Genomic DNA, 23,346 nt, shown 5'->3' on the forward strand with positions numbered 1-23,346 from the left:
GCCCGTCGTGCGGACGCGGCCGCCGGTCGGCAGGCCCCCGCCGTGCGTACACGGCCGCCGGCGGGCCGCGGCGGACGGCCGCCGCACCGGGAAACCCGGTGTTCAGCGGAGGTTTGCTCGGTGATACTCGGGCAGGTGTTCATGTCGATCTCCACCACCGGCAGCGTCGAGGGCCCGGCCACCGATCTCGGCTTCCTGCTGCACAAGCACCCGGGCAAGGTCCAGCGGTTCGCGACGTCGCACGGCGAGGCGCACGTCTTCTACCCCGATGCGGGCGGCGACGTCTGCACGGTGGCGCTGCTGCTGGACGTCGATCCGATCGCGCTGGTCCGCAAGGGCCGGGGCAAGGGGCGCGGCGGTTCGCCGGACTTCGCGCTCGCCCAGTACGTCAACGACCGCCCGTACGCGGCGTCCTCGCTGCTCGCGGTGGCGCTTCGGACGGTGTTCCGGTCCGCGATGAAGGGCGACTGCCCGGCCCGGCCGGGGCTGGCGGAGCGCCCGCGCCCGCTGCGGATCACGCTGCCCGCGGTGCCCGCGAACGGCGCGGGCGAGGGCGGTGGCCCGGCGATGGCGCTCCGGCTGTTCGAGCCGCTGGGCTGGCGGGTCGAGGCGGTGGCGCTCCCGCTGGACGAGGCGTTCCCGGAGTGGGGCGAGTCCCGGTACGTGCGGCTCACGCTGGTCTCGGACGCCGTGCGGCTCGCCGACGCGCTCCAGCAGCTGTACGTGCTGCTGCCGGTGCTGGACGGCGCCAAGCACTACTGGGTCGCCCCGGACGAGGTGGACAAGCTGCTCGCCGCCGGCGAGGGCTGGCTGGCCGCCCACCCGGAGCGCGCCCTGATCACCCGCCGCTACCTGTCCCGGAGCCGGGCGCTGACCCGGGTGGCGCTGGAGCGTCTGGAGCTGGCCCGGCTGGCGGAGGCGGACGACCGGGAGCCCGAGGAGGTCGACAACGCGGTCGACGACCGGCCGGAGGAGCAGGCGGAGGCCGCCGGGGCGACATCGGAGCCCAGGCCGCCGTCCCTCGCCGGGCAGCGCCGCGCCGCGATCCTCGCCGCCCTGCGGGAGGTGGGCGCGGCCCGCGTCGCCGATCTCGGCTGCGGCCGGGGTGAGTTGATCGGCGAACTTCTGAAGGACGCCCGGTTCACCGAGGTGCTCGGCGTGGACGTGTCCGCGCGGGCGTTGCAGGCGGCGGCCCGCGGATTGCGCCTGGATCGGATGCCGGAGCGGCAGGCGGCCCGGGTGACGCTGGCGCAGGGTGCGCTGACGTACACGGACACCCGGTTGAAGGGCTTCGACGCGGCGGTGCTGTGCGAGGTGGTCGAGCACCTGGACCTGCCCAGGCTGCCCGCGCTGGAGTACGCGGTGTTCGGCGCGGCCCGGCCGGGGGCGGTGGTCGTCACCACGCCGAACGCCGAGTACAACGTCCGTTGGGAGAGCCTGCCGGCGGGCGCTGTCCGGCACGCCGACCACCGCTTCGAGTGGTCGCGCGCCGAGTTCCGCGCGTGGGCCGAGCGGGTCGCGGCCGCGTTCGGTTACACGGTGGTGCTGCGCCCGGTGGGGCCGGAGGACGGGGAGGTCGGCGCGCCGACCCAGCTGGCCCTGTTCCGCCTCGGCACCGGCCCTGTCGAGCAGACCTTGCCCGAGCAGACCACGACCGGCACCACCCGGACCGACCAGACCCGGACCGCGCAGACCCCGACCGACCAGACCCCGACCGACCCGGCGCCCGAAGGAGGCGAATCCCGATGACCGACGAAGCGACCCCGACGCCCGAGCAGCACCAGCACCAGGACCAGGAGCACGACCAGGAACTGCCCCAGGACCACCCCGCCCCCCGCCGCCTCCCCGTCACCGACGTCTCCCTCGTCGTCCTGATCGGCACCAGCGGCGCCGGCAAGTCGACCTTCGCCCGCCGCCACTTCCTGCCCACCCAGGTCGTCTCCTCCGACTTCTGCCGCGGCCTGGTCGCCGACGACGAGAACGACCAGTCGGCCTCCGCCGAGGCCTTCGACGTCCTGCACTACATCGTCGGCAAGCGCCTCGCGGCCGGCCGGCTGACCGTCGTGGACGCCACCAACGTCCAGCCCGAGGCACGCCACCAGCTGGTGCGGATCGCCCGCGAGCACGACGTGCTGCCGATCGCGATCGTGCTGGACGTCCCGCCGGGCGTGTGCGCCGAGCGCAACCGCTCCCGCGCGGACCGCCAGCTGCCGGCCCACGTCGTCCCGCGCCAGCACCGCGAGCTGCGCCGTTCCCTGCGGGGCCTGGAGCGCGAGGGCTTCCGCAAGGTGCACGTGCTGCGCGGCGCGGCCGAGGTGGCGGCGGCCGAGGTGGAGCTGGAGAAGCGCTACAACGACCTGCGTCACCTGACCGGCCCGTTCGACATCGTCGGCGACATCCACGGCTGCCGCTCCGAGCTGGAGACCCTGCTGACCCGCCTCGGCTACACGCTGACCCGGGACGCCGGGGGCCGGCCGGTGGACGCGGTGCCGCCGGCGGGCCGTACCGCCGTGTTCGTCGGTGACCTGGTCGACCGCGGCCCGGACACGCCGGGTGTGCTGCGCCTGGTGATGGGCATGGTCGCGGCCGGGCACGCGCTGTGCGTGCCGGGCAACCACGAGAACAAGCTGGGCCGGGCGCTGGACGGCAAGAAGGTCAACGTCGCCTACGGCCTGCAGGAGTCGCTGGATCAGCTGGCCGGCGAGTCCGAGGAGTTCCGGGCCGAGGTGCGGGAGTTCATGCGCGGCCTGGTGAGCCACTACCTGCTGGACGGCGGCGCGCTGGTGGTCTGCCACGCCGGTCTGCCGGAGCGCTACCACGGCCGCAACTCGGGCCGGGTGCGCTCGCACGCGCTGTACGGGGAGACCACCGGCGAGACCGACGAGTACGGCCTGCCGGTGCGCTACCCGTGGGCGGAGGAGTACCGGGGCAAGGCGCTGGTGGTGTACGGCCACACACCGGTGCCGTCGGCGAGCTTCGTCAACAACACCGTCTGCCTGGACACCGGTTGCGTGTTCGGCGGCACCCTGACGGCGCTGCGCTACCCGGAGCGGGAGCTGGTGAGCGTGCCGGCCGAGCGGGAGTGGTACGCGCCGGTGCGCCCGTTGGCCACGGACGCGCCGGGCGCCCGCGAGGGCCGTCCGCTGGATCTCGCGGACGTGGCGGGCCGCCGGATCGTCGAGACCGGGCTGCACGGGCGGGTCGCCGTCCGGGAGGAGAACGCGGCGGCGGCGCTGGAGGTGATGAGCCGCTTCGCGCTGGACCCGCGGCTGCTGGCGTACCTGCCGCCGACCATGGCGCCGAGCGCGGCCTCCCGCCGGGACGGCTTCCTGGAGCACCCGCAGGAGGCGTTCGCCGCCTACCGCGCGGACGGCGTGCGGCACCTGGTGTGCGAGGAGAAGCACATGGGCTCCCGCGCGGTGGTGCTGGTCGCCCGGGACGACGCGGCGCTGGAGCGGCGCTTCGGCGTGGCCGGTCCGGGCGCGATCTGGACCAGGACGGGCCGGGCGTTCCTCGCCGACGACGGCCTGACCGCGGCCCTGCTGGGCCGGGTACGGGCGGCCGCCGAGCGCTCGGGGCTGTTCGACGAGCTGGGCACCGGCTGGCTGCTGTTGGACGCCGAGCTGATGCCCTGGTCGCTGAAGGCCGTGGAACTGCTGCGCCGCCAGTACGCGGCGGTCGGCGCTGCGGCGGGCGCTGCCCTGCCGGAGGCGCTGGCGGCTCTGGAGCGGGCGGCCGGTCGCGGGCTGGACCTGGCGGAGCTGACCGCCAAGCAGCAGCGGCGCGCGGCCGACGCGCAGGCGTTCACCGAGGCGTACCGGCGGTACTGCTGGCCGACCGAGGGGCTGTCGGGCGTGCGGCTGGCGCCGTTCCAGGTGCTGGCCGCCGAGGGGGCGAACCTCGCGGTGCGCCCGCACGACGAGCACCTGGCCTGGATCGACCGCCTGGTCGCGGCCGACGAAGCGCCGGCCGAAGCCGCACGCGAAGCCGCACGCGAAGCCGCGCCCGAGACGGCGTCCGAAGCGGACGGCGGCCGGGCACCGGTCCTGCACCGCACCGGCCGCCTCCTGGTGGACACCGAGGACGAGGCCTCGGTGGCGGCCGCCACGGCCTGGTGGGAGGAGCTGACGGCGGCGGGCGGCGAGGGCATGGTGGTCAAACCGCTGGCCTCGGTGGTGCGCACGAAGCGGGGCGGGGGCCGTCCGGGCGGGTTGGTGCAGCCGGGAGTGAAGGTGCGCGGCCGGGAATACCTGCGGATCGTCTACGGCCCGGACTACACCGAGTACCTGGACCGGCTGCGCGAGCGGTCGCTGGGCCACAAGCGCTCGCTGGCGCTGCGCGAGTACGCGCTGGGCCTGGAGGCGCTGGACCGGCTGGCGGCCGGCGAGCCGCTGTGGCGGGTGCACGAGCCGGTGTTCGCGGTGCTCGCGCTGGAGTCCGAGCCGGTCGATCCGCGCCTGTAGGCCGGCCGGGCGCAGAGGGTGCCCGCGCCTTTAGACCGACCGGGCGTCGAGGGGGCTCACGGTTGTAGGCCGGTCGGGTGTCGAGGGGGAGTCCGCGGCGGGGCTCCCCCTCTCCCACCCCCGTCGTGTATAGAAATTCCGAGCATCGTATAGACTTGCTACTTTCCCGTACGCCCCGTCATCCCAGGAGCCCGGTATGGCCTTCAACCTCCGGAACAGGCACTTCCTCAAGGAGCTCGACTTCACGCCCCAGGAGTTCCGCTTCCTGGTGGACCTCGCCGCCGGACTCAAGGCGGCCAAGTATGCGGGCACCGAGCAGCCCCGGCTGCGCGGGAAGAACATCGCGCTGATCTTCGAGAAGACCTCCACCCGCACCCGCTGCGCCTTCGAGGTCGCCGCCCACGACCAGGGCGCCACCACCACCTACCTGGACCCGTCCGGTTCGCAGATCGGCCACAAGGAGTCCATCCGGGACACCGCCCGGGTGCTCGGCCGGATGTTCGACGGCATCGAGTACCGCGGCCACGGCCAGGAGATCGTCGAGGAGCTGGCGGCGAACGCCGGCGTCCCGGTCTGGAACGGTCTCACCGACGAGTGGCACCCCACCCAGATGCTGGCCGACGTCCTCACCATCACCGAGCACAGCACCAAGCCGCTGACCGGGACCGCCCTCGCGTACCTCGGCGACGCCCGCTCCAACATGGGCAACTCGCTGCTGGTCACCGGCGCCCTGCTCGGCATGGACGTCCGGATCGTCGCCCCGAGCTCCCTCTGGCCGGTCGAGGAGGTCCGGGAGGCAGCCGAGATGCTGGCCGAGGCGACCGGCGCCCGGATCACCCTCACCGAGGACGTGGCCGAGGGCGTGGCCGACGTGGACTTCCTCTACACCGATGTCTGGGTCTCGATGGGCGAGCCCAAGGAGGTCTGGGCCGAGCGGATCGAGTTGCTCAAGCCCTACCAGGTATCGATGGACACCGTCCGGGCCACCGGCAACCCGGCCGTGAAGTTCCTGCACTGCCTGCCCGCGTTCCACGACCTCGGCACGGTGCTCGGGCGGCAGATGTACGAGGCGACCGGCATGACCGAGCTGGAGTGCACCGACGAGCTGTTCGAGTCGGCGCACTCCGTCGTGTTCGACCAGGCCGAGAACCGCCTGCACACCATCAAGGCGGTCCTGGTCGCCACCCTCGGCTCCTGAGGCGGAAGCTCACTTCTCCAGCTTGACGCAGGCCGCCCGGTCGCCCGCCGCGTGCGGGCCGGTCGGGGTGCCCGCGTGCATCACCAGCGAGCGGGCCTCGCCCGGCCGCGGCTGCCAGGGCACCGAGGCCGTCGCGGTGCCCTCGCCGTGCTCGTCGGTGCGCAGCGCCAGCCGCAGTTCGTTGCGCCCGTTGGCGTACGCCGGGTCGGTGGACGGCTGCACCGGGTCCACGGCGTCCTGGTAGTGCGGTCCGGACGAGGCCGGGTCGGCCCCGCAGGAGCCGGTGTGCAGGTGGACCGGGAACTCGTGGTCGGGGGCGAGCCCGGTGACGGTCATGGTGAGCACCGTCCGCCCCGCGGTGGAGCGGTCGGTGACGATCCGGGTGTGCGCGCCGTACGGTACGAGGTCGTCCGCGTAGCTGACGGCGGTCGGCGGGACGAAGGCCGTCGCGGGGTCGAAGGCGGCCTCGACGACGGAGACCGGCGAGGCAGCGGCGACCGACGGGGCGACGGGGGCCGACGAGGCGGCGGCGGGGGCGAGCAGGGCCAGCGGCAGCAGTGCGGCGGCGAGCGGAGCGGCGGCGAGCGGAGCGGACATCAAGGGGCCTTCCAGGGGCAGGGCGACGGACACCCTGCTCAACGGCGCCGGGCGCCGGCGGACACCCTCGAACGGGCCCGGAGGCGCACGGGCCGCGCGGGCGCGCCTCTGCTCGTCCCGTCGCCGACCGGCGGTTCCGGTGGTGAGCTGGTGTGAGCCGGTGGTGGGCCGATGTCGAGTCGGTGGTGGGCCAGTGGCGGGCCGACTGCGGTGCGATTGCCGACCGCCGCCGCCCAAATGGCCACTGACCTGCGCTTTTGCCGACCCAGGCATGCCTGCGGTGGTGAAGGTGACGGCATGCACTATGGTTTATCTCGACATCGAGATAACTGCCCCATAGGATATATCTCGACATCAAGATACTTGCCGAGCGGAGCTCGCCGGCGATGCGGGCAAGGTAAGCCTAAGTAAGGCTGACCTTACCACCGTGGCGGCCGGATACCGCACGAAGCACCCAGAAGGAGTCAGTCGTGTCCGCGAACAGCTTCGACGCCCGCAGCTCGCTGCAGGTGGGCGACGAGTCGTACGAGATCTTCAAGCTCTCCGCCGTCGAGGGTTCCGAGCGGCTGCCGTACAGCCTCAAGGTGCTGCTGGAGAACCTGCTCCGCACGGAGGACGGCGCGAACATCACCGCCGACCACATCCGCGCGCTCGGCAACTGGGACGCCAGCGCCCAGCCGAGCCAGGAGATCCAGTTCACCCCGGCCCGCGTGATCATGCAGGACTTCACCGGTGTGCCGTGCGTGGTCGACCTCGCCACCATGCGTGAGGCCGTCAAGGAGCTGGGCGGCGACCCGGCCAAGATCAACCCGCTTGCCCCGGCCGAGCTGGTCATCGACCACTCCGTCATCGCCGACAAGTTCGGCACCCCGGACGCCTTCGTCCAGAACGTCGAGATCGAGTACGGCCGCAACAAGGAGCGCTACCAGTTCCTGCGCTGGGGCCAGACCGCCTTCGACGAGTTCAAGGTCGTCCCGCCCGGCACCGGCATCGTCCACCAGGTGAACATCGAGCACCTGGCCCGCACCATCATGGTCCGCGGCGGCCAGGCCTACCCGGACACCTGCGTCGGCACCGACTCGCACACCACCATGGTCAACGGCCTGGGCGTGCTGGGCTGGGGCGTCGGCGGCATCGAGGCCGAGGCCGCGATGCTGGGCCAGCCGGTCTCCATGCTGATCCCGCGCGTGGTCGGCTTCAAGCTCAACGGCCAGCTGCCGGCCGGCACCACCGCCACCGACCTGGTGCTCACCATCACCGAGATGCTGCGCAAGCACGGTGTGGTCGGCAAGTTCGTCGAGTTCTACGGCGAGGGCGTCTCCGCGATCCCGCTGGCCAACCGCGCCACCATCGGCAACATGTCGCCGGAGTTCGGCTCGACCTGCGCGATCTTCCCGATCGACGCCGAGACCATCAACTACCTCAAGCTCACCGGCCGCGACGAGCAGCAGCTCGCCCTGGTCGAGGCGTACGCCAAGGAGCAGGGCCTCTGGCACGACCCGTCGGTCGAGCCGGTCTTCTCCGAGTACCTGGAGCTGGACGTCTCCACCGTCGTCCCGTCGATCTCCGGCCCGAAGCGCCCGCAGGACCGCGTCGTCCTGGCCGAGGCCGCCACCCGCTTCGCCGAGGCGCTGCCGACCTACTCCGCCGAGGCCTCGAAGCCGACCGCCGTCACCGCCCCCGACGGGTCGACGTACGAGATCGACAACGGCGCGGTCGTGATCGCCTCGATCACCTCCTGCACCAACACCTCCAACCCCTCCGTCATGCTGGGCGCCGCCCTGCTGGCGAAGAAGGCCGTGGAGAAGGGCCTCACGGTCAAGCCGTGGGTCAAGACCACCCTGGCCCCCGGGTCCAAGGTCGTCATGGACTACTACGAGAAGGCCGGCCTGCTTCCGTACATGGAGAAGCTGGGCTTCAACCTGGTCGGCTACGGCTGCGTCACCTGCATCGGCAACTCGGGCCCGCTGCCCGAGGAGGTCTCGGCCGCCGTCAACGAGGCCGACCTGGCGGTCGTCTCGGTGCTCTCCGGCAACCGCAACTTCGAGGGCCGGATCAACCCGGACGTGAAGATGAACTACCTGGCCTCGCCGCCGCTGGTGGTCGCCTACGCCCTGGCCGGCAACATGAACATCGACATCACCCGCGACGCCCTGGGCCAGGACGCCGACGGCAACGACGTCTTCCTCGCCGACATCTGGCCGTCGGAGCGGGAGGTGGCGGACACCGTCGCCGGCTCCATCGACGAGGCGATGTTCGACAAGGGCTACCAGGACGTCTTCGCCGGTGACCACCGCTGGCAGTCGCTCCCGGTCCCGACCGGCAACACCTTCGAGTGGGACGCCGAGTCCACCTACGTCCGCAAGCCCCCGTACTTCGAGGGCATGGCCAAGACCCCGAGCCCGGTGACCGACATCGCCGGCGCCCGTGTCCTGGCCAAGCTGGGCGACTCGGTCACCACCGACCACATCTCCCCGGCCGGCAACATCAAGCCGGGCACCCCGGCGGCGCAGTACCTGACCGCCAACGGTGTCGAGAAGCGCGACTTCAACTCCTACGGCTCGCGCCGCGGCAACCACGAGGTGATGATCCGCGGCACCTTCGCCAACATCCGTCTGCGCAACCAGATCGCGCCGGGCACCGAGGGCGGCTACACCCGCGACTTCACCCAGGTCGACGGCCCGGTGTCGTTCATCTACGACGCCTCGCAGAACTACCAGGCCGCCGGCACCCCGCTGGTCGTCCTGGCCGGCAAGGAGTACGGCTCCGGCTCGTCCCGCGACTGGGCCGCCAAGGGCACCGCGCTGCTGGGCGTCAAGGCCGTCATCGCCGAGTCGTACGAGCGCATCCACCGCTCGAACCTGATCGGCATGGGCGTCCTGCCGCTGCAGTTCCCGGAGGGCCAGACCGCCGAGTCCCTCGGCCTGACCGGCGAGGAGACCTTCTCCTTCACCGGCGTGACCGAGCTCAACGAGGGCCGCACCCCGAAGACCGTCAAGGTCAAGGCGGGTGACAAGGAGTTCGACGCGGTCGTCCGCATCGACACCCCCGGTGAGGCGGACTACTACCGCAACGGCGGCATCCTGCAGTACGTGCTGCGCTCGCTCATCGGCTGAACCGAGTTCTAGTTCCGGGGGCTGAGCGCCCCGGTGGCTGAGAGGCCGGACCGCATCGCGCGGTCCGGCCTCTTTTGCATGCTGCCTCTCCTGAGCCCTGCCCCTTGTGCGGTGTGCCGCGATGGACTAAACCTCTATCCCATCTGGTCCAGACCATTTGACGATCATTCAGAGAACAGGTCCGGTATGCCCACTCGCGCCTCAGCCCTGCTCGCCGCCGCCACCGTCGCCGCGCTGCTCGCCGCCCCCGCCACCGCCAACGCCGCCGACGGCGGGCACGGCCCGAAGCTGAAGGGCCAGCGGGTCGGCTACTTCACCCAGTGGGGCGCCGACAGCTCCGCCAAGCGCGTCCAGGACTCCGGCCAGGCCGGGAAGCTCACCGTCGTCAACTACGCCTTCGGCAACGTCTCCGCCGACGGCACCTGCTTCGAGACCAACGACGCAGGCCAGGGCGACGCCCGCAACGACTACCAGCGCGCCTTCTCCGCCGCCGAGTCGGTCGACGGCGTGGCCGACGCCCCGGGCCAGAAGCTGAAGGGCCACTTCAACCAGCTGCGCAAGCTCAAGGCGAAGAACCCGCAGCTGCGCACGGTCATCTCGCTCGGCGGCTGGAGCTGGTCCAAGTACTTCTCCGACGCGGCCGCCACCGACGCCGCGCGCAAGAAGTTCGTCTCCTCCTGCATCGGCCTCTACCTCAAGGGCGACGTGCCGGTCCTGCCCGGCTCCCCGGAGGGCGGCGCCGGCGCGGCCGCGGGCGTCTTCGACGGCATCGACATCGACTGGGAGTACCCGGGCGGTGGCGGGGACGCGGGCAACGTGGTCCGCCCCGAGGACGGGCGCAACTTCACCCTGCTGATGCAGGAGTTCCGCCGCCAGCTCGACGACTTCGGCAAGAAGGGCGGCAAGAAGGGCGACAAGGGCCGGCACTACCTGCTGACCGCCGCCGTCGCCGCCAACGAGACCGTCGCCGACCGGCTCGAACTGCCCGAGCTGAGCGAGTCGGTGGACTGGCTCAACCTGATGACCTACGACCTGCACGGCCCCTGGGAGGGCAAGGGCCCGGCCAACCACCAGGCCAACCTCTACTCCGACCCGGCCGACCCCGACGCCCGCCGGCGCAGCGCCGACACGGCCGTCGACCACTACCAGGAGCGCGGCCTGCCCGCCGAGCAGATCGTGCTCGGCGCCCCGCTGTACGGCCACGGCTGGACGGGCGTCGCGCCCGGCAAGCGCGGGGGCCTCTATCAGAGCGCCACCGCCACCGCCCCCGACCTCTCCTACCGGGAGGTCAACGCGCTGCCCGGCAAGGTGTACGTGGACCGCGACCACGGCGCGTCCTGGAAGTACGACGGCACCACCTTCTACAGCTACGACACCGCCGAGGTGCTCACCCAGAAGGCGCGGTACGTGCGCTGGAACGACCTGGGCGGCGTGATGGTCTGGTCGCTGGACGGCGACGACGCCCAGGGCAGCGCGATCGCCGCCCTGGACCGCGGCCTGCGCCGCGACTGACGCCCCGACGCGAAGGGGCGCCCCGACGCGAAGGGGCCCGCCGTGTCCGCACGGCGGGCCCCTTCACGCCTGCGTCAGGCCCGGTCGCAGGCCTGCGCCCGCAGCGCGCGGGCCAGGTCGTCGCGGCACTCCAGGACCAGGCGGCGCAGCGCCGGCGCGGCCTGCGGGTGGCCGTCCAGCCAGGCGTCGGCCTCGGTCAGGGTCTGCTCGCTGGTCTGCGCGCGCGGGAAGAACCCGCTGACGATCCGCATCGCGATCTCGATGGTCCGCTCGGCCCAGACCCGTTCCAGCAGCTTGAAGTAGGGCGCCGCGTAGAGCGCGGTCAGGTCGCGGTGGGCGGGCAGTGCGAAGCCCGCGATCTGGGCCTCGACCAGGGCGTTCGGCAGTTCGTCGGAGTCGACCACGGCCGACCAGGCGGCGGCCTTGGCCTCCGCGGTGGGCCGGGCGGCCAGGCACTGGGTGTACTGGCGCTTGCCGCTGGCGGTGTTGTCGGCGGCCAGCTCCCCGGCCAGTTCCTCGTCGCCGGCCTGGCCGGCGGCGGCCAGCGCCAGCCACAGCGACCAGCGCAGCTCCTGGTCGACGTCCAGGCCGTCGATCCGGGCGCTGCCGGCCAGCAGGCCGCGGACCAGGCCGAGGTGCTCGGCGCCGCCCGCGGTCTGGGCGAGGAAGCGGGCCCAGGCCAGCTGGTGGTCGCTGCCGGGGACGGCCTCGCGCAGTTCGCGCAGGGCGCCGTCGGCCAGCTGCCGGCCGCCCTCGCCGCGCCAGGCCGGGTCGGCGTACAGGTCGACGGCGGTCTTGGCCTGGGCGTGCAGCGACTGCAGCACGCCGATGTTGCCCTCCTGGCCGGCGAAGCGCAGCACCAGGGCGACGTAGTCGCGGGCCGGCATCAGGCCGTCTCGGGTGAGGTTCCAGACGGCGGACCAGGCGAGTGCCCGGGCCAGCTCGTCGTGGATGTCGCCGAGGCCGGTGCGCAGGGTCTCCAGGGACTCGGAGTCGAAGCGGATCTTGCAGTAGGTGAGGTCGTCGTCGTTGAGCAGCACCAGCGCGGGGCGGGGGCGGCCGGCGGCCTCGGCGACGACGGTGCGGTTGCCGGTGACGTCGAGCTCGATCCGCTCGGTGCGCACCAGGGAGCCGTCGGCGTCCCGGTCGTAGAGGCCGATCGCGATCCGGTGCGGGCGCAGCACCGTCCCGTCCTGGAGGACGGCGAGTTCGGTGATCCGGCCCTCGGCGTCGGTGGTCACCTGCGGGGTGAGCGAGTCGACCCCGGCGGTCTGCAGCCAGGCGGCGGCCCAGGCCTTGAGGTCGCGGCCGCTGGTCTCCTCCAGGACGTCCAGCAGGTCGCCGAGTTCGGTGTTGCCGAAGGCGTGGCGCTTGAAGTAGCGGCGGGCGCCCTCGAAGAAGGCCTCGGAGCCGACGTAGGCGACCAGCTGCTTGAGGACGGCGGCGCCCTTGGCGTAGGTGATGCCGTCGAAGTTGAGCTTGGCGTCCTCGAGGTCGCGGATGTCGGCGGTGATCGGGTGGGTGGTGGGGAGCTGGTCCTGCCGGTAGGCCCAGGCCTTGCGCTGGTTGGCGAAGGTGACCCAGGCGGAGGAGTACCGGGTGCGGGCGCCGATCAGGCCGTAGGAGCCCATGAAGTCGGCGAAGGACTCCTTCAGCCACAGGTCGTCCCACCAGCGCATGGTGACCAGGTCGCCGAACCACATGTGCGCCATCTCGTGCAGGATGACGTTGGCGCGGCCCTCGTAGGCGGCGTCGGTGACCTTCGAGCGGAAGACGAACTCCTCGCGGAAGGTGACGCAGCCGGGGTTCTCCATGGCGCCGATGTTGTACTCGGGGACGAACGCCTGGTCGTACTTGCCGAAGGGGTACGGGTAGTCGAACTCCTCGTGGAAGAAGTCGAGTCCGAGCTTGGTGACGCCGAGGATCTCGTCCGCGTCGAAGTACTGGGCGAGGGACTTGCGGCACATCGCGGAGAGCGGGATCTCCAGGGTGGTGCCGTCGGCGAGTTCGCGGCTGTAGTGGTCGCGGGCGACGTGGTAGGGGCCGGCCACGACGGCGGTGAGGTAGCTGGAGATCGGCTGGGTCGGCGCGAACTCCCAGGTGCGGGCGGCGCCTTCCTCGGTGACCTTGTCGTGGACGGCGTTGGACCAGACGTCCCAGGCGGCGGGGGCGGTGACGGTGAAGCCGAACGGGGCCTTCAGGTCGGGCTGTTCGAAGGTCGCGAAGACCCGGCGGGCGTCGGCCGGCTCGTAGTGGGTGTAGAGGTACGTCTCGCCGTCCACCGGGTCGGTGAAGCGGTGCAGGCCCTCGCCGGTGCGGCTGTAGGCGCAGTCCGCCTCGACGGTGAGGACGTTCTCGGCGGCGAGGCCGTCGACGTGCACCCGGGCGCCGTCGTAGGCGGTGGCCGGGTCGATCGCGCGGCCGTTGAGGGTGACGGCGTGGACGGCGGGGGCGAGCAGGTCGAGGAAGGTGGCGGCGCCGGGCCGGGAGCAGCGGAACGTGACGGTGGTGGTGGAACGGAAGGTGGCGGCCGCCGGATCGGGGGCGGAGGTCACGTCCAGCCGGACCTGGTAGCCCTCCACGGCCAGGATGCTGGCCCGCTGCTGCGCTTCGTCGCGGCTCAGGTTCTTGCCCGGCACGGCGGTACTCCTTTGTCCGGCTCGCACGGTGGTGCGTCTGTGGGTGGTGCGGTCTCGGCGCGCGGTGTGCCGCGCTCCGCAGGGGCATCCTTTCACGCCCTCCCTCGCCGGTACCATTGCACAGGCCGTCCCGGCGGGGCCGGAATCAGCGGCGGCGGGCGGGTGTTGACGGGTCGGGGTGGCACGCCTGCCTGCCTCGTCATCACCTCACGAAGGACGACAGCCGTGACGACTGCCGCTGAGCGCAAGACCGCCGACTTCTGGTTCGACCCGGCCTGCCCGTGGGCGTGGATGACGTCCCGCTGGCTGATCGAGGTGCAGCAGCTGCGTCCGGTGGACGTGAACTGGCACGTGATGAGCCTGTCGGTGCTGAACGAGGACCGCGACCTCCCGGAGAACTACCGCGAGCTGCTGGACAACGCCTGGGGCGCGGTGCGGGTGTGCATAGCGGCCGCCCGGCAGCACGGCGACGAGGTGCTGGGCCGGCTCTACACCGAGCTGGGCCTGCGCTTCCACAACCAGGGCCTGCCGCAGAACCGGGAGACGGTCGAGGCGGCGCTGGTGGCCGCCGGGCTGCCCGCGGAGCTGGCGGACGCGGCCGACACGGACGCGTACGACGAGGCCCTGCGCGCCTCGCACAAGGAGGGCATCACCCTGGTCGGCGAGGACGTCGGCACCCCGGTGATCGCGGTGGAGGGCGTGGACGGCGAGCGGGTCGCCTTCTTCGGCCCGGTGGTCACCCCGGCCCCGAAGGGCGAGGCCGCGGCCCGGCTCTGGGACGGCACCCTGCTGGTGGCCTCCACCCCGGGCTTCTACGAGATCAAGCGGACCCGTACGGCGGGCCCGTCCTTCGAGTAGCGCGGGGCGCGTGAAGGGCCCGGTACCGCGGCTGGCGGTACCGGGCCCTCGTGCGTTCCGGGGTCAGCGGGCGGCGGCCGCGTCCCGCCGCTGCTTGACCAGGCCGGCGGCGCTCAGCAGCGCGACCAGCACCCCGGCCGCGTACAGCTGCTGCCGGTTGCCCTCGGTGGTGGTCATCAGGGCGAGGATGCCGGCCACGGCGGCCATCGCGATCCAGGTCAGGTAGGGGTAGCCCCACATCTTCACGGTGAGCAGTTCGGGCGCCTCGCGCTCCAGCCGGCGGCGCATCCGCAGCTGGACGAGGCAGATGAACAGCCAGACGACCAGGATGGCCACGCCGGTGGTGTTCATCAGCCAGGTGAAGACGGTCTCCGGCCAGAACTTGGCGGCCAGCACGGCGCCGAAGCCGAACAGGCAGGAGGCCAGCACGGCCCGGCGCGGCACCCCGCCGGAGACCTTGGCCAGCGCCCGGGGGCCCTGGCCGCGGCCGACCAGCGAGTACGCCATCCGGGAGGCGCCGTAGATGTTGGCGTTCATCGCGGAGAGCAGCGCGATCAGCACCACCACCTCCATGATCGTCCCGGCGCCGGTCACCCCGAGGTGCCGCAGCACGGTGACGTACGGGCCGTCGGTGACCACCGCCGGGTCCTTCCAGGAGACCAGGGTGACGACCAGGGCCATCGAGCCGATGTAGAAGATCGCGATCCGCCACACCGCCGTGCGCACCGCGTTGGCGACGTTCTTGCGGGGGTCGTCGGACTCGGCGGCGGCGATGGTGACGGTCTCCAGCCCGCCGTAGGCGAAGACGGAGGCGAGCAGGCCGACGATCAGCCCGCTGACCCCGGTGGGCAGGAAGCCGCCCTGGCCGGTCAGGTTGGTCGTGCCGGGGGCGCCGGGGCCGATCACCCCGGCGATGCCGAGGCCGCCGAGGACCAGGAAGGCGATGATCGCGGCGACCTTGATGGCGGCGAACCAGAACTCGAACTCGCCGAAGTTCTTCACCGCGGTCAGGTTGCTGGCGCAGAAGAAGACCATGAACAGGCCGACCCAGACCCAGGAGGAGACGCCCGGCACCCAGCCGTTGACGATCTTCCCGGCGGCGGTGGCCTCGGCGGCGACGCCGCAGCAGAGCATCACCCAGTACATCCAGCCGGCCGTGATCCCGGCCCAGGGGCCGATCTCCTTCTCGGCGTGCACCGAGAACGATCCGGAGGCGGGGCGGGCGGCCGACATCTCGCCGAGCATCCGCATGATCAGCATGACCAGCAGGCCGGAGAGGGTGAACGCCAGGATGATCGCCGGACCGGCGGCCGCGATGCCGGCGCCGGAGCCGACGAACAGGCCCGCGCCGATCACCCCGCCCAGCGCGATCATCGACAGGTGGCGCTGCTTGAGGCCGTGCGCGAGCTGCTGGCCGGTGGCCGGGGCACCGTCGGCGTCGGTGGTCCCGGACGCCTTGGGCGCGGAGGTGGGGGCCATAGGGCTGGATCCAGACTGTGCGGAATGCGGCATGAGCTGTCCAATATCCGGCGACACCTCTGTTCATGCCAAGAGCGGGGACCACAGGCCCACCATGCGGACCACGCGGTGACGAAGCGGGGTCGACCTGTCACACAGCGTCGGTATGGGCCGAAATGGGCCGGTTCCGACAACGGCCGAGGGCGGGGCTTTGTCCGAAACCGTGGCGGTGGCGTAGTGGATCACCACGTAGGTTCACAGGTGTTCACTCACCTGAGCACCCCACAGGAGACCCCCGATGGCCACTGCCACCACCCCGATACCGCGCCGCGCCGTCCTCGCCGACCTGCTGCCCGCCGCCACCACCCGCCTCGGCGCCCAGGCCCGCGACCTGGCCCTGGTGGCCGGCGGCGCCGCCCTGACCGGCGTGGCCGCCCAGCTGTCGGTGAACGTCCCCGGCTCGCCGGTGCCGGTCACCGGCCAGACCTTCGCCGCCCTGCTGGTCGGCACCGCGCTCGGCGCCCGCCGCGGCATCGCCTCGCTCGCCCTCTACCTGCTGGCCGGCCTGGCGGGGATGCCCTGGTTCGCCGAGGGCACCTCCGGCTGGACGATGCCCTCGCTCGGCTACGTGCTCGGCTTCGTCCTGGCGGCCGGCCTGACCGGCGAGCTGGCCCGCCGCGGCGCCGACCGGAGCCCGGTGAACACCGCCGTCACCATGGTCCTCGGCAGCCTCACCATCTACGCGGTCGGCGTCCCGTACCTGGCCCTGTCGCTGCACGTCCCGCTCGCCCGGGCGGCCGAGCTCGGCCTCTACCCGTACCTGGTCGGCGACGCCCTGAAGGCCGTCCTCGCCGCCGGGGCCCTGCCGCTGGTCTGGAAGCTCGCCGCGAAGCGGTGAGCCCCCTGCCGGGCCCGGGCGCACGCGCATGCCACACTCATGGCATGCGCGTGTACCTGGGCTCAGACCATGCCGGATACGAACTGAAGAACCACCTCGTGGAGTGGCTCAAGGAGGCCGGCCACGAGCCGGTCGACTGCGGGCCGCACATCTACGACGCCGAGGACGACTACCCGCCGTTCTGCCTGCGCGCCGCCGAGCGCACCGCCGCCGACCCGGAGGCGCTGGGCGTCGTCATCGGCGGCTCGGGCAACGGTGAGGCGATCGCCGCCAACAAGGTCAAGGGCGTGCGGGCGGCGCTGGCCTGGAGCGAGCAGACCGCCGGGCTCGGCCGCGAGCACAACAACGCCAACGTGGTCTCCGTCGGCGGCCGCATGCACACGCTGGAGGAGGCCACCAAGTTCGTCGAGGTCTTCCTCAACACCCCCTACAGCGGCGAGCCGCGGCACACCCGCCGGATCGAGATGCTGAGCGAGTACGAGACCACCGGCGAGCTCCCGCCGATCCCGGCCCACCACCCGCAGGGCTGATCCCTCCCCCCGTCCACCCCCCCCGTCGGCCGGCCGCACGCTCCACGCGGCCGGCCGCCGCCGTTCCCGGGCCCGTACGGCTGTGTCATCGGCCACAGGGCCGGGCGCGCCGGCGCCGGCGCGCGCGGGGCGCGTGCGCCGCCCGCGTGGTTCGTACGCCCAACCGGCGCACGCCTCCTGACGCCGCGCCCGCCGTCGCGGCAATCGGCCGAAACCGACTGACGGGCCCGCGCCACGGCGCACCCGCTCGTGTCCGGCCCGTCGACGCCGGGCGGTGCCCGTGGATAAGGTCGGGCCCCATGGCTGGCAGACCGCCGGGCGCACCGCCCCAGACGACTGCGACGAGGCCCGGCGCCGCCACGGCGTCCGGACCCGTGACGGCCCGGTTGCGCAGGAGGCTCCGCCGGGTCCGCCGAAGGCTGCGCACGGCCGGTGTCGACTACTTCCGCGGCGGCGCCGCCGACTGGCCGGTGCTCTGCGCGCTCGCCCTGCTCGTCCCGCTGCTGATCCTGCTCAACATCTGGATCCCCGCCTGGGCCCCGCCCACCGCGCTGGTCCTGCCGATCCTGGCCGGCGCGCTGCTGCTGCGCCCCGGCAGCCTGGTGGTGCTGTACGCGCTGGCGGCGCTCGGCCTGTCCGCCGAGTCGGTGATCCACACCGGCCAGCGGGTGGCCAGCGAGAACCCCGAGGCCTACGTCTACGGCGTCACCCCGGGCGCGGCCCTGGTGGTCGGCGCCGCCGGGGTGGGCGGCCTGCTGCTGGCCCAGTTCCGGGCCCGGGTCGGCGTGCCCTGGTGGGGCGGCTCGACCATGCTGTTCGACCTGCGCGAGCGGCTTCGGGTGCAGAGCCGGGTGCCGGAGCTCCCGGACGGCTGGCACGCCGACATGGCGCTGCGCCCGGCCGGCGGGCAGTCCTTCTCCGGGGACTTCGTGGTCGCCGCCCGTACCGGCCCGGGCCAGCGGCTGCTGGAGGTGGTCCTCGCGGACGTCTCCGGCAAGGGCATGGACGCCGGCTCCCGCGCGCTGCTGCTCTCCGGCGCCTTCGGCGGCCTGGTGGGCTCGCTGCCCGCGCACGACTTCCTGCCCGCCGCCAACGGCTACCTGCTGCGCCAGTCCTGGGAGGAGGGCTTCGCGACCGCCGTCCACCTGGTGCTGGACCTGGACACCGGCGAGTACGAGCTGCTGTCGGCCGGGCACCTGCCGGGGATGCAGCGGCTGGCGGGCGCCGGGCGGTGGGAGGTCAAGGAGGCCGAGGGCCCGCTGCTCGGGATCTACGACGGCGCGAAGTTCGACGGGGTGCGCGGCCGGCTGAACCGCGGCGACGTGCTGATGCTGTGCACCGACGGCATGGTCGAGGAGCCGGGCCGGGACCTCTCCGAGGGGATGGACCGGCTGATGGGGGAGGCGGACCGGCTGGTGCCCGGCAGCGGTCCGGGCGCGGGGGCCGGCGCGGCGGCCGCGCTGATCGAGACGGTGGCCCGGGACATCAACGACGACCGCGCGGTCCTGCTGCTCTGGCGCGACTGACGCCCCCTCGCCCCGGCCGTCCGTCACCGGACGGACCGGCACATGCCGCAGGCACCTGCTGTCAAGCCGGGCAGCCGATCTTCGGCCAAATCGGCCGCCCCGTCGACTGACCGGACCTGCGGCTTCCGTTACCCGCCCCCGGCCGCCTTCCGGCCGCTCAGCGCCGCCCCGGCGACGATTCGTCAGAACGGCTCCGCTATCGTCCCGGTCGGCGGAAACTCGTCTCGCATCGCAGGATATCGGCGTTGGGCTGACTGTCAGACCTTTACGCAATCGGCACGGTCGACCACACTGAGTCCGGGCGGGACTGTTCAGGATTCGGGGGATGGGGGGCGTCACGTGCGGCACGGCAGACAACGTTCGACCGCGCCGGGCTCCCTCGCCGGTGGTGTGCCGGTCGATCCGCGATTCCGCCTCGGGACCGTCGGACAGGCCGGGGTCCGGCTTCGCAGGTGCCGCCGGGCGGCGGCACCACGCTATGAAACGAGGAAGTGAGTCCGGGTGGCACTCTCCGTCTCCGCGCTGGTCCTGTTCGCAATCCTGTGCATCATCTTCATCCGCAACAAGCAGTTGAAGATCGCGCACGGCATCATCGCCGCCCTGTTCGGCTTCATGCTGCACGAGACCACGGTCGCGGGCTCGATCAACTCCCTGCTGGCGAACCTCGCCCACAGCATCTCGGGCATCACCGGCGGCTGACCCGGCCGGGCCGTCCGCGACCCCCGCGAGGGGATCACCGGCCGGCCCGTCTGGCCTCCCGCCAGCGAGCGAACAGTCCCCGGGGGCGGGCCGCCGCCGGGGCGGGGGCGCGCATCGGCGCGGGTGCCGCGGCACCCGCCGCCGCGGCCTGCCCCGGCGCCGCCCGCTCGGCCGTCAACAGCACGAACAGCCGCGCCCAGCACAGCCGTTCGCCCCGCGGCCAGTCCATCGCGCGCAGCGCCGCCGACGCGGCCTCCGACACCTCGCCGTCGACCCGGACCTCGGCGACGTCGTCGCCCGCCTTCCCGCCCAGGAAGAGCTTCACCCCGACCGGCCCCGGCCCGGCCAGCTGCGGCCGCAGCGCGGGCGCGAGCGCCGGCAGCACCCGGTGCTCGGCGAGCCAGCCCGCCAGGTGCTCGTTGCCGAAGCCGAACACCGCCGCCGGCCCCTGGACGGCGTGCCAGCCCGGGAGTTCGGGGTGGTCCGCGTGGTCGGCGTGCACGCCGCGCCCGTCCGTCAGCTCGACCAGCACCGAGGCGGTGGTGGTCGCCCACATCTTCACCGCGTTGGCGAGCTTCTCCTCCTCGGTCTTGCCGAGGCCGGCCGCGCAGTCCCACACCACCGGCGCGTCCGCCCGGCCCAGGTGCAGCACGTAGCCGAGGTCGACGTGGCCGGCGCCGTCGTTCCCGGGGTGCTCGCGCACCGCCACCGCCGTCGTCCCCGGGCCGCGCACCACCTCGCCGTCGGCGCTGAACTCCTGTCCGAGGCGTGCCATCTCCCGGACGACACAGCGCTGTATGACGGCCAGCCGCTCCTGGGGACGCACCGGGACTCCTCCACCTCGGAGCGCGGCGGGTGAGCTCCCGCTCGAACTGCGCTCGAACGCCGCCGAGGCTATCGGCCCGGCAGCCAGGCGGGAAACCGTCCGGTCTCCCCGGTTCTCCGGTCGCGGAAATGTCTGGAATGCACCACTTTGGGAAGCGGAACCGCCCCGTGGCCGCCGGCCGGGGCCCTACCGCCCGCCTGGAGAGCCCGCATGACCCGCGCCGCCCCGACACCCCCTCCGTCGCTCCTGACGGCCCCTCCGGCACCCCTTCCGCCCCTCCTGGCGGGCCCGGACGGCTCCGGCCTGGCCGCCGAGATCGAGGCCTACCTCGCCTCGCTGCCCGCCCCCGCGCGCCGCCCGGTGCCGTACGTCTGCCCCCACGGCACCGCCGTGCGGCCGTGGTGCGCCGGCCACCCGGCGCCCCGGGCCACCCTGCTCGACCGGGCGCTGCGCCGCCCGGCCCGCCCGGTGCCGGTCAGCGCCGCCGACCACCTGTGGCTCGCCTCCCGCTACATCGGTGCCCACGGCTGGCTGCAGGGCGCGATGTGGGACGCGCGCGGCCGGGTCTGCCTGCTCGGCGCCCAGGCCGCCGTCCTCGCGCACGGCTACGGCACCCCGGCCACCGTGCGCACCGCCCGGGTCCAGCTGATGGAGGTGCTGCACGCGACCGGCCGCCCGGCGCACTCCCCGGACGAGTACAACGACCGCCCCGCCACCAGGGAGGCCGACGTCCACCGGCTGCTCGACCGGGCGGCCGCCCGGGCCGCCCGGCTCGGACTCTGAACCGGCCCTTCCGGCCTCGCGGGGCCGGGTGGACCGCCCGGAAACGCCAACGGCCCCGGTGCGTGGAGACGCACCGGGGCCGGGCCGATGAGCGGGCGACGAGAATCGAACTCGCGTGACTAGTTTGGAAGACTAGGGCTCTACCATTGAGCTACGCCCGCGCGATCCCCCGGTCGTTGCCGGCCGGAAGTTCGGGGGACAGCGTACCTGGTCCGGTCGCTTCCGTGCACACCGGATTCTGCGCGCGCTCCCTCGGACCGCCCCCGAATATGTCGGCGAGCCGCCAGGGCCCGACGTGTACGCTTCCTCTCGGCACCACGGGGTGTGGCGCAGTTTGGTAGCGCGTCCGCTTTGGGAGCGGAAGGCCGTCGGTTCGAATCCGGTCACCCCGACAGTGCGGCAGGGTCTCGTCCACCGTGGCGGGGCCCTGTTCTGTTCGGGCCCGACGGTGGCGCCTGGCGTCCGCCTTTCGTGGTACCGGTAGGATGGGGCGCTGGCGGTAGTCCCTGCGGTGTCAACCCAGGTCAACCGCACGAGGGCGAGGAGTCACTCTCACCGTCCACCCCCCACGGGAGATGCAGCTCCAACCCTTCATCGCCCGTCTCGCCCGACCCATTCGTACGGCCTCGGCCGGCGGCCGGGAACGGCGGAGGCAACCTGACCGCAAGCCCATAGGAGACCTAACCGTGAAGAGCGCCGTCGAGACTCTGAACCCGACCCGGGTTCGACTCACCGTCGAGGTGCCCTTCGAGGAGCTCAAGCCCAGCCTCGACGCGGCGTACAAGAAGATCAACCAGCAGGTCTCGGTCCCGGGCTTCCGCAAGGGCAAGATCCCGAACCGGGTCATCGACCAGCGCTTCGGCCGTGGCGCCGTGCTGGAGGAGGCCGTCAACGACGCCCTCCCGCGCTTCTACACGCAGGCCGTCGACGAGGGCAAGATCGAGGTCCTCGGACAGCCCGACATCACCAACATCGAGGGTGTCGAGAAGCTCGCCGATGGCGGCGACCTGAAGTTCACCGCCGAGGTGGACATCCGTCCGGAGATCACCCTTCCGGACTTCGCCTCCATCGAGGTGACCGTCGACCCGATCGTCGTCTCCGACGAGGACATCGAGAAGTCCCTGGAGCAGCTGCGCGAGCGCTTCTCCTCGGTCAAGGACGTCGAGCGCGCCGCGGCCGCCGGTGACATCGTGGTCGTGGACCTGATCGCCAAGGTCGACGGCGAGGTGCCGGAGGACGGCACCGCCAACGGCGTCAGCTACGAGATCGGCTCGGGCCGCCTGATCGACGGCATCGACGACGCCGTGACCGGCCTGGAGGCCGGTGGCACCGCCACCTTCTCCACCGAGCTCAAGGGTGGCACCCAGGCGGGCCAGACCTCCGAGGTCACCGTCACCGTCACCGCCGTCCAGGAGAAGGAGCTGCCCGAGCTGGACGACGAGTTCGCCCAGCTGGCCAGCGAGTTCGACACCCTGGAGGCCCTGCGCGACGACTCCCGCAAGCGCCTGGAGCGCATGAAGGAGTACGACCAGGCCACCCAGGCCCAGGAGAAGGTGCTGGACGCCCTGCTCGGCCTGGTCGAGATCGAGTTCCCGGAGAAGCTCCTCAAGGACGAGGTCGAGACCCGCAAGCACAACCTGGAGCACCACCAGCTCCAGCCGATGGGCCTCGACATCGACAGCTACCTGGAGACCCAGGGCAAGACCCGCGAGGAGTGGGACGCCGAGATCGAGGAGCAGGCGAAGAAGGGCATCAAGACCCAGTTCGTCCTGGACCAGATCGTCGCCGACGAAGAGCTGGGTGTTAACCAGGAGGAGCTGACCGAGCACCTCATCCGCCGCGCCGCCGGCTCGGGTCTCACCCCGGACCAGTTCGCGCAGCAGGTCGTCCAGGGTGGCCAGGTGCCGCTGCTGGTCGGCGAGGTCGCCCGCGGCAAGGCGCTGGCCACCGTGGTCGAGGCCGCCAAGGTCGTCGACACCGAGGGCAACGAGGTCAACTTCGACGACGAGGACGAGACGGCCGAGACCGTCGAGGCCCCCGCCGCCGAGGAGACCGCCGCCGAGGAGAAGACCGAGGCCTGAGTGCCCCGGTAACCCCTGAGGTCTGCGACGGGCCCGGACGCCGTACGGCGTCCGGGCCCGTCGCAGACCCCCAGGGAAGAACCCAACCCCCCCCCCCCACAAAAAACCCTTCTCTGGAGGACCTGTCGTCCCGCCCTCTCCTTCCGGTCCCTTTCCCACCCC

16 protein-coding genes and 2 tRNA genes are annotated in these 23,346 nt (G+C 72.6%); 13 read left to right on the top strand and 5 right to left on the bottom strand.

Going from position 1 to position 23,346, the window contains the following annotated elements; all coding sequences use genetic code 11:
• The first annotated feature begins 135 nt into the window (after positions 1–135).
• The 3 genes from ACFVX9_RS22725 (at position 136) to argF (ending at position 5,661) form a co-directional block, all read left to right on the top strand.
• The gene (locus tag ACFVX9_RS22725; RefSeq protein ID WP_380371287.1) at positions 136–1,749 is read left to right on the top strand and encodes a 3' terminal RNA ribose 2'-O-methyltransferase Hen1; all 1,614 of its coding nucleotides are present in this window, start codon (positions 136–138) and stop codon (positions 1,747–1,749) included.
• Positions 1,746–4,463 (top strand): polynucleotide kinase-phosphatase, encoded by a 2,718-nt coding sequence (locus ACFVX9_RS22730; RefSeq protein ID WP_380371218.1) that lies wholly within the window; start codon positions 1,746–1,748, stop codon positions 4,461–4,463. Before ACFVX9_RS22725 ends, ACFVX9_RS22730 begins: the two co-directional genes overlap by 4 nt.
• Positions 4,464–4,659: 196 nt before the next feature.
• Complete coding sequence (gene argF, locus ACFVX9_RS22735; RefSeq protein WP_380371221.1) at positions 4,660–5,661, top strand: ornithine carbamoyltransferase; 1,002 nt, start codon at positions 4,660–4,662, stop codon at positions 5,659–5,661.
• Between the two features lie 9 nt (positions 5,662–5,670).
• Here argF and ACFVX9_RS22740 read toward each other — a convergent pair whose 3' ends face one another.
• Positions 5,671–6,258: a superoxide dismutase family protein gene (locus tag ACFVX9_RS22740; protein WP_380371224.1), complete on the bottom strand. Its 588-nt coding sequence runs from the start codon at positions 6,256–6,258 to the stop codon at positions 5,671–5,673.
• Positions 6,259–6,728: 470 nt separating this feature from the next.
• Between ACFVX9_RS22740 and acnA the strand changes: the two genes are divergently transcribed.
• Positions 6,729–9,374 (top strand): aconitate hydratase AcnA, encoded by a 2,646-nt coding sequence (acnA, locus tag ACFVX9_RS22745; RefSeq protein WP_387983184.1) that lies wholly within the window; start codon positions 6,729–6,731, stop codon positions 9,372–9,374.
• A gap of 186 nt (positions 9,375–9,560) precedes the next feature.
• Positions 9,561–10,886, top strand: coding sequence for a glycoside hydrolase family 18 protein (locus ACFVX9_RS22750; protein ID WP_380371228.1), 1,326 nt, complete (start codon positions 9,561–9,563; stop codon positions 10,884–10,886).
• A 74-nt stretch (positions 10,887–10,960) separates the two neighbouring features.
• Here ACFVX9_RS22750 and pepN read toward each other — a convergent pair whose 3' ends face one another.
• On the bottom strand, positions 10,961–13,525 hold the full coding sequence (gene pepN / locus ACFVX9_RS22755) for an aminopeptidase N (RefSeq protein ID WP_387983186.1): 2,565 nt from the start codon (positions 13,523–13,525) through the stop codon (positions 10,961–10,963).
• Positions 13,526–13,750: 225 nt separating this feature from the next.
• On the opposite strand from pepN, the gene ACFVX9_RS22760 reads away from it, so the two are divergent.
• On the top strand, positions 13,751–14,383 hold the full coding sequence (locus ACFVX9_RS22760) for a DsbA family protein (protein ID WP_380336936.1): 633 nt from the start codon (positions 13,751–13,753) through the stop codon (positions 14,381–14,383).
• Between the two features lie 63 nt (positions 14,384–14,446).
• Here ACFVX9_RS22760 and ACFVX9_RS22765 read toward each other — a convergent pair whose 3' ends face one another.
• Positions 14,447–15,862, bottom strand: coding sequence for an amino acid permease (locus ACFVX9_RS22765; protein WP_063347577.1), 1,416 nt, complete (start codon positions 15,860–15,862; stop codon positions 14,447–14,449).
• A gap of 277 nt (positions 15,863–16,139) precedes the next feature.
• Here ACFVX9_RS22765 and ACFVX9_RS22770 point away from each other — a divergent pair, with 277 nt between their 5' ends.
• From ACFVX9_RS22770 to ACFVX9_RS22785, 4 genes are all read left to right on the top strand, one after another.
• Positions 16,140–16,739 carry a biotin transporter BioY gene (locus ACFVX9_RS22770; RefSeq protein WP_387983188.1) on the top strand — a complete coding sequence of 200 codons (600 nt, stop codon included), beginning with the start codon at positions 16,140–16,142 and terminating at the stop codon, positions 16,737–16,739.
• 44 nt (positions 16,740–16,783) lie between these two features.
• Positions 16,784–17,269, top strand: coding sequence for a ribose-5-phosphate isomerase (locus ACFVX9_RS22775; RefSeq protein ID WP_063347575.1), 486 nt, complete (start codon positions 16,784–16,786; stop codon positions 17,267–17,269).
• A 386-nt stretch (positions 17,270–17,655) separates the two neighbouring features.
• On the top strand, positions 17,656–18,795 hold the full coding sequence (locus ACFVX9_RS22780; protein WP_063351101.1) for a PP2C family protein-serine/threonine phosphatase: 1,140 nt from the start codon (positions 17,656–17,658) through the stop codon (positions 18,793–18,795).
• A 501-nt stretch (positions 18,796–19,296) separates the two neighbouring features.
• Entirely contained in the window at positions 19,297–19,494 is a 198-nt protein-coding gene (locus tag ACFVX9_RS22785; RefSeq protein WP_063347574.1) for a hypothetical protein, read from the top strand.
• Between the two features lie 34 nt (positions 19,495–19,528).
• Here ACFVX9_RS22785 and ACFVX9_RS22790 read toward each other — a convergent pair whose 3' ends face one another.
• Positions 19,529–20,320 carry a DUF6348 family protein gene (locus tag ACFVX9_RS22790; RefSeq protein ID WP_380371235.1) on the bottom strand — a complete coding sequence of 264 codons (792 nt, stop codon included), beginning with the start codon at positions 20,318–20,320 and terminating at the stop codon, positions 19,529–19,531.
• A 210-nt stretch (positions 20,321–20,530) separates the two neighbouring features.
• On the opposite strand from ACFVX9_RS22790, the gene ACFVX9_RS22795 reads away from it, so the two are divergent.
• Entirely contained in the window at positions 20,531–21,103 is a 573-nt protein-coding gene (locus ACFVX9_RS22795; RefSeq protein ID WP_387983191.1) for a hypothetical protein, read from the top strand.
• 90 nt (positions 21,104–21,193) lie between these two features.
• Here ACFVX9_RS22795 and ACFVX9_RS22800 read toward each other — a convergent pair.
• Positions 21,194–21,264 (bottom strand) — tRNA-Gly (locus ACFVX9_RS22800).
• Positions 21,265–21,421: 157 nt separating this feature from the next.
• On the opposite strand from ACFVX9_RS22800, the gene ACFVX9_RS22805 reads away from it, so the two are divergent.
• Together ACFVX9_RS22805 and tig are read left to right on the top strand one after the other, a co-directional pair.
• Positions 21,422–21,495: transfer RNA gene (locus tag ACFVX9_RS22805), tRNA-Pro, on the top strand.
• A 294-nt stretch (positions 21,496–21,789) separates the two neighbouring features.
• On the top strand, positions 21,790–23,184 hold the full coding sequence (gene tig, locus ACFVX9_RS22810) for a trigger factor (protein WP_363369863.1): 1,395 nt from the start codon (positions 21,790–21,792) through the stop codon (positions 23,182–23,184).
• Positions 23,185–23,346 lie beyond the last annotated feature (162 nt).

The organism is Kitasatospora sp. NPDC058243 (assembly GCF_042882025.1).
Taxonomy (GTDB): Bacteria; Actinomycetota; Actinomycetes; order Streptomycetales; family Streptomycetaceae; genus Kitasatospora.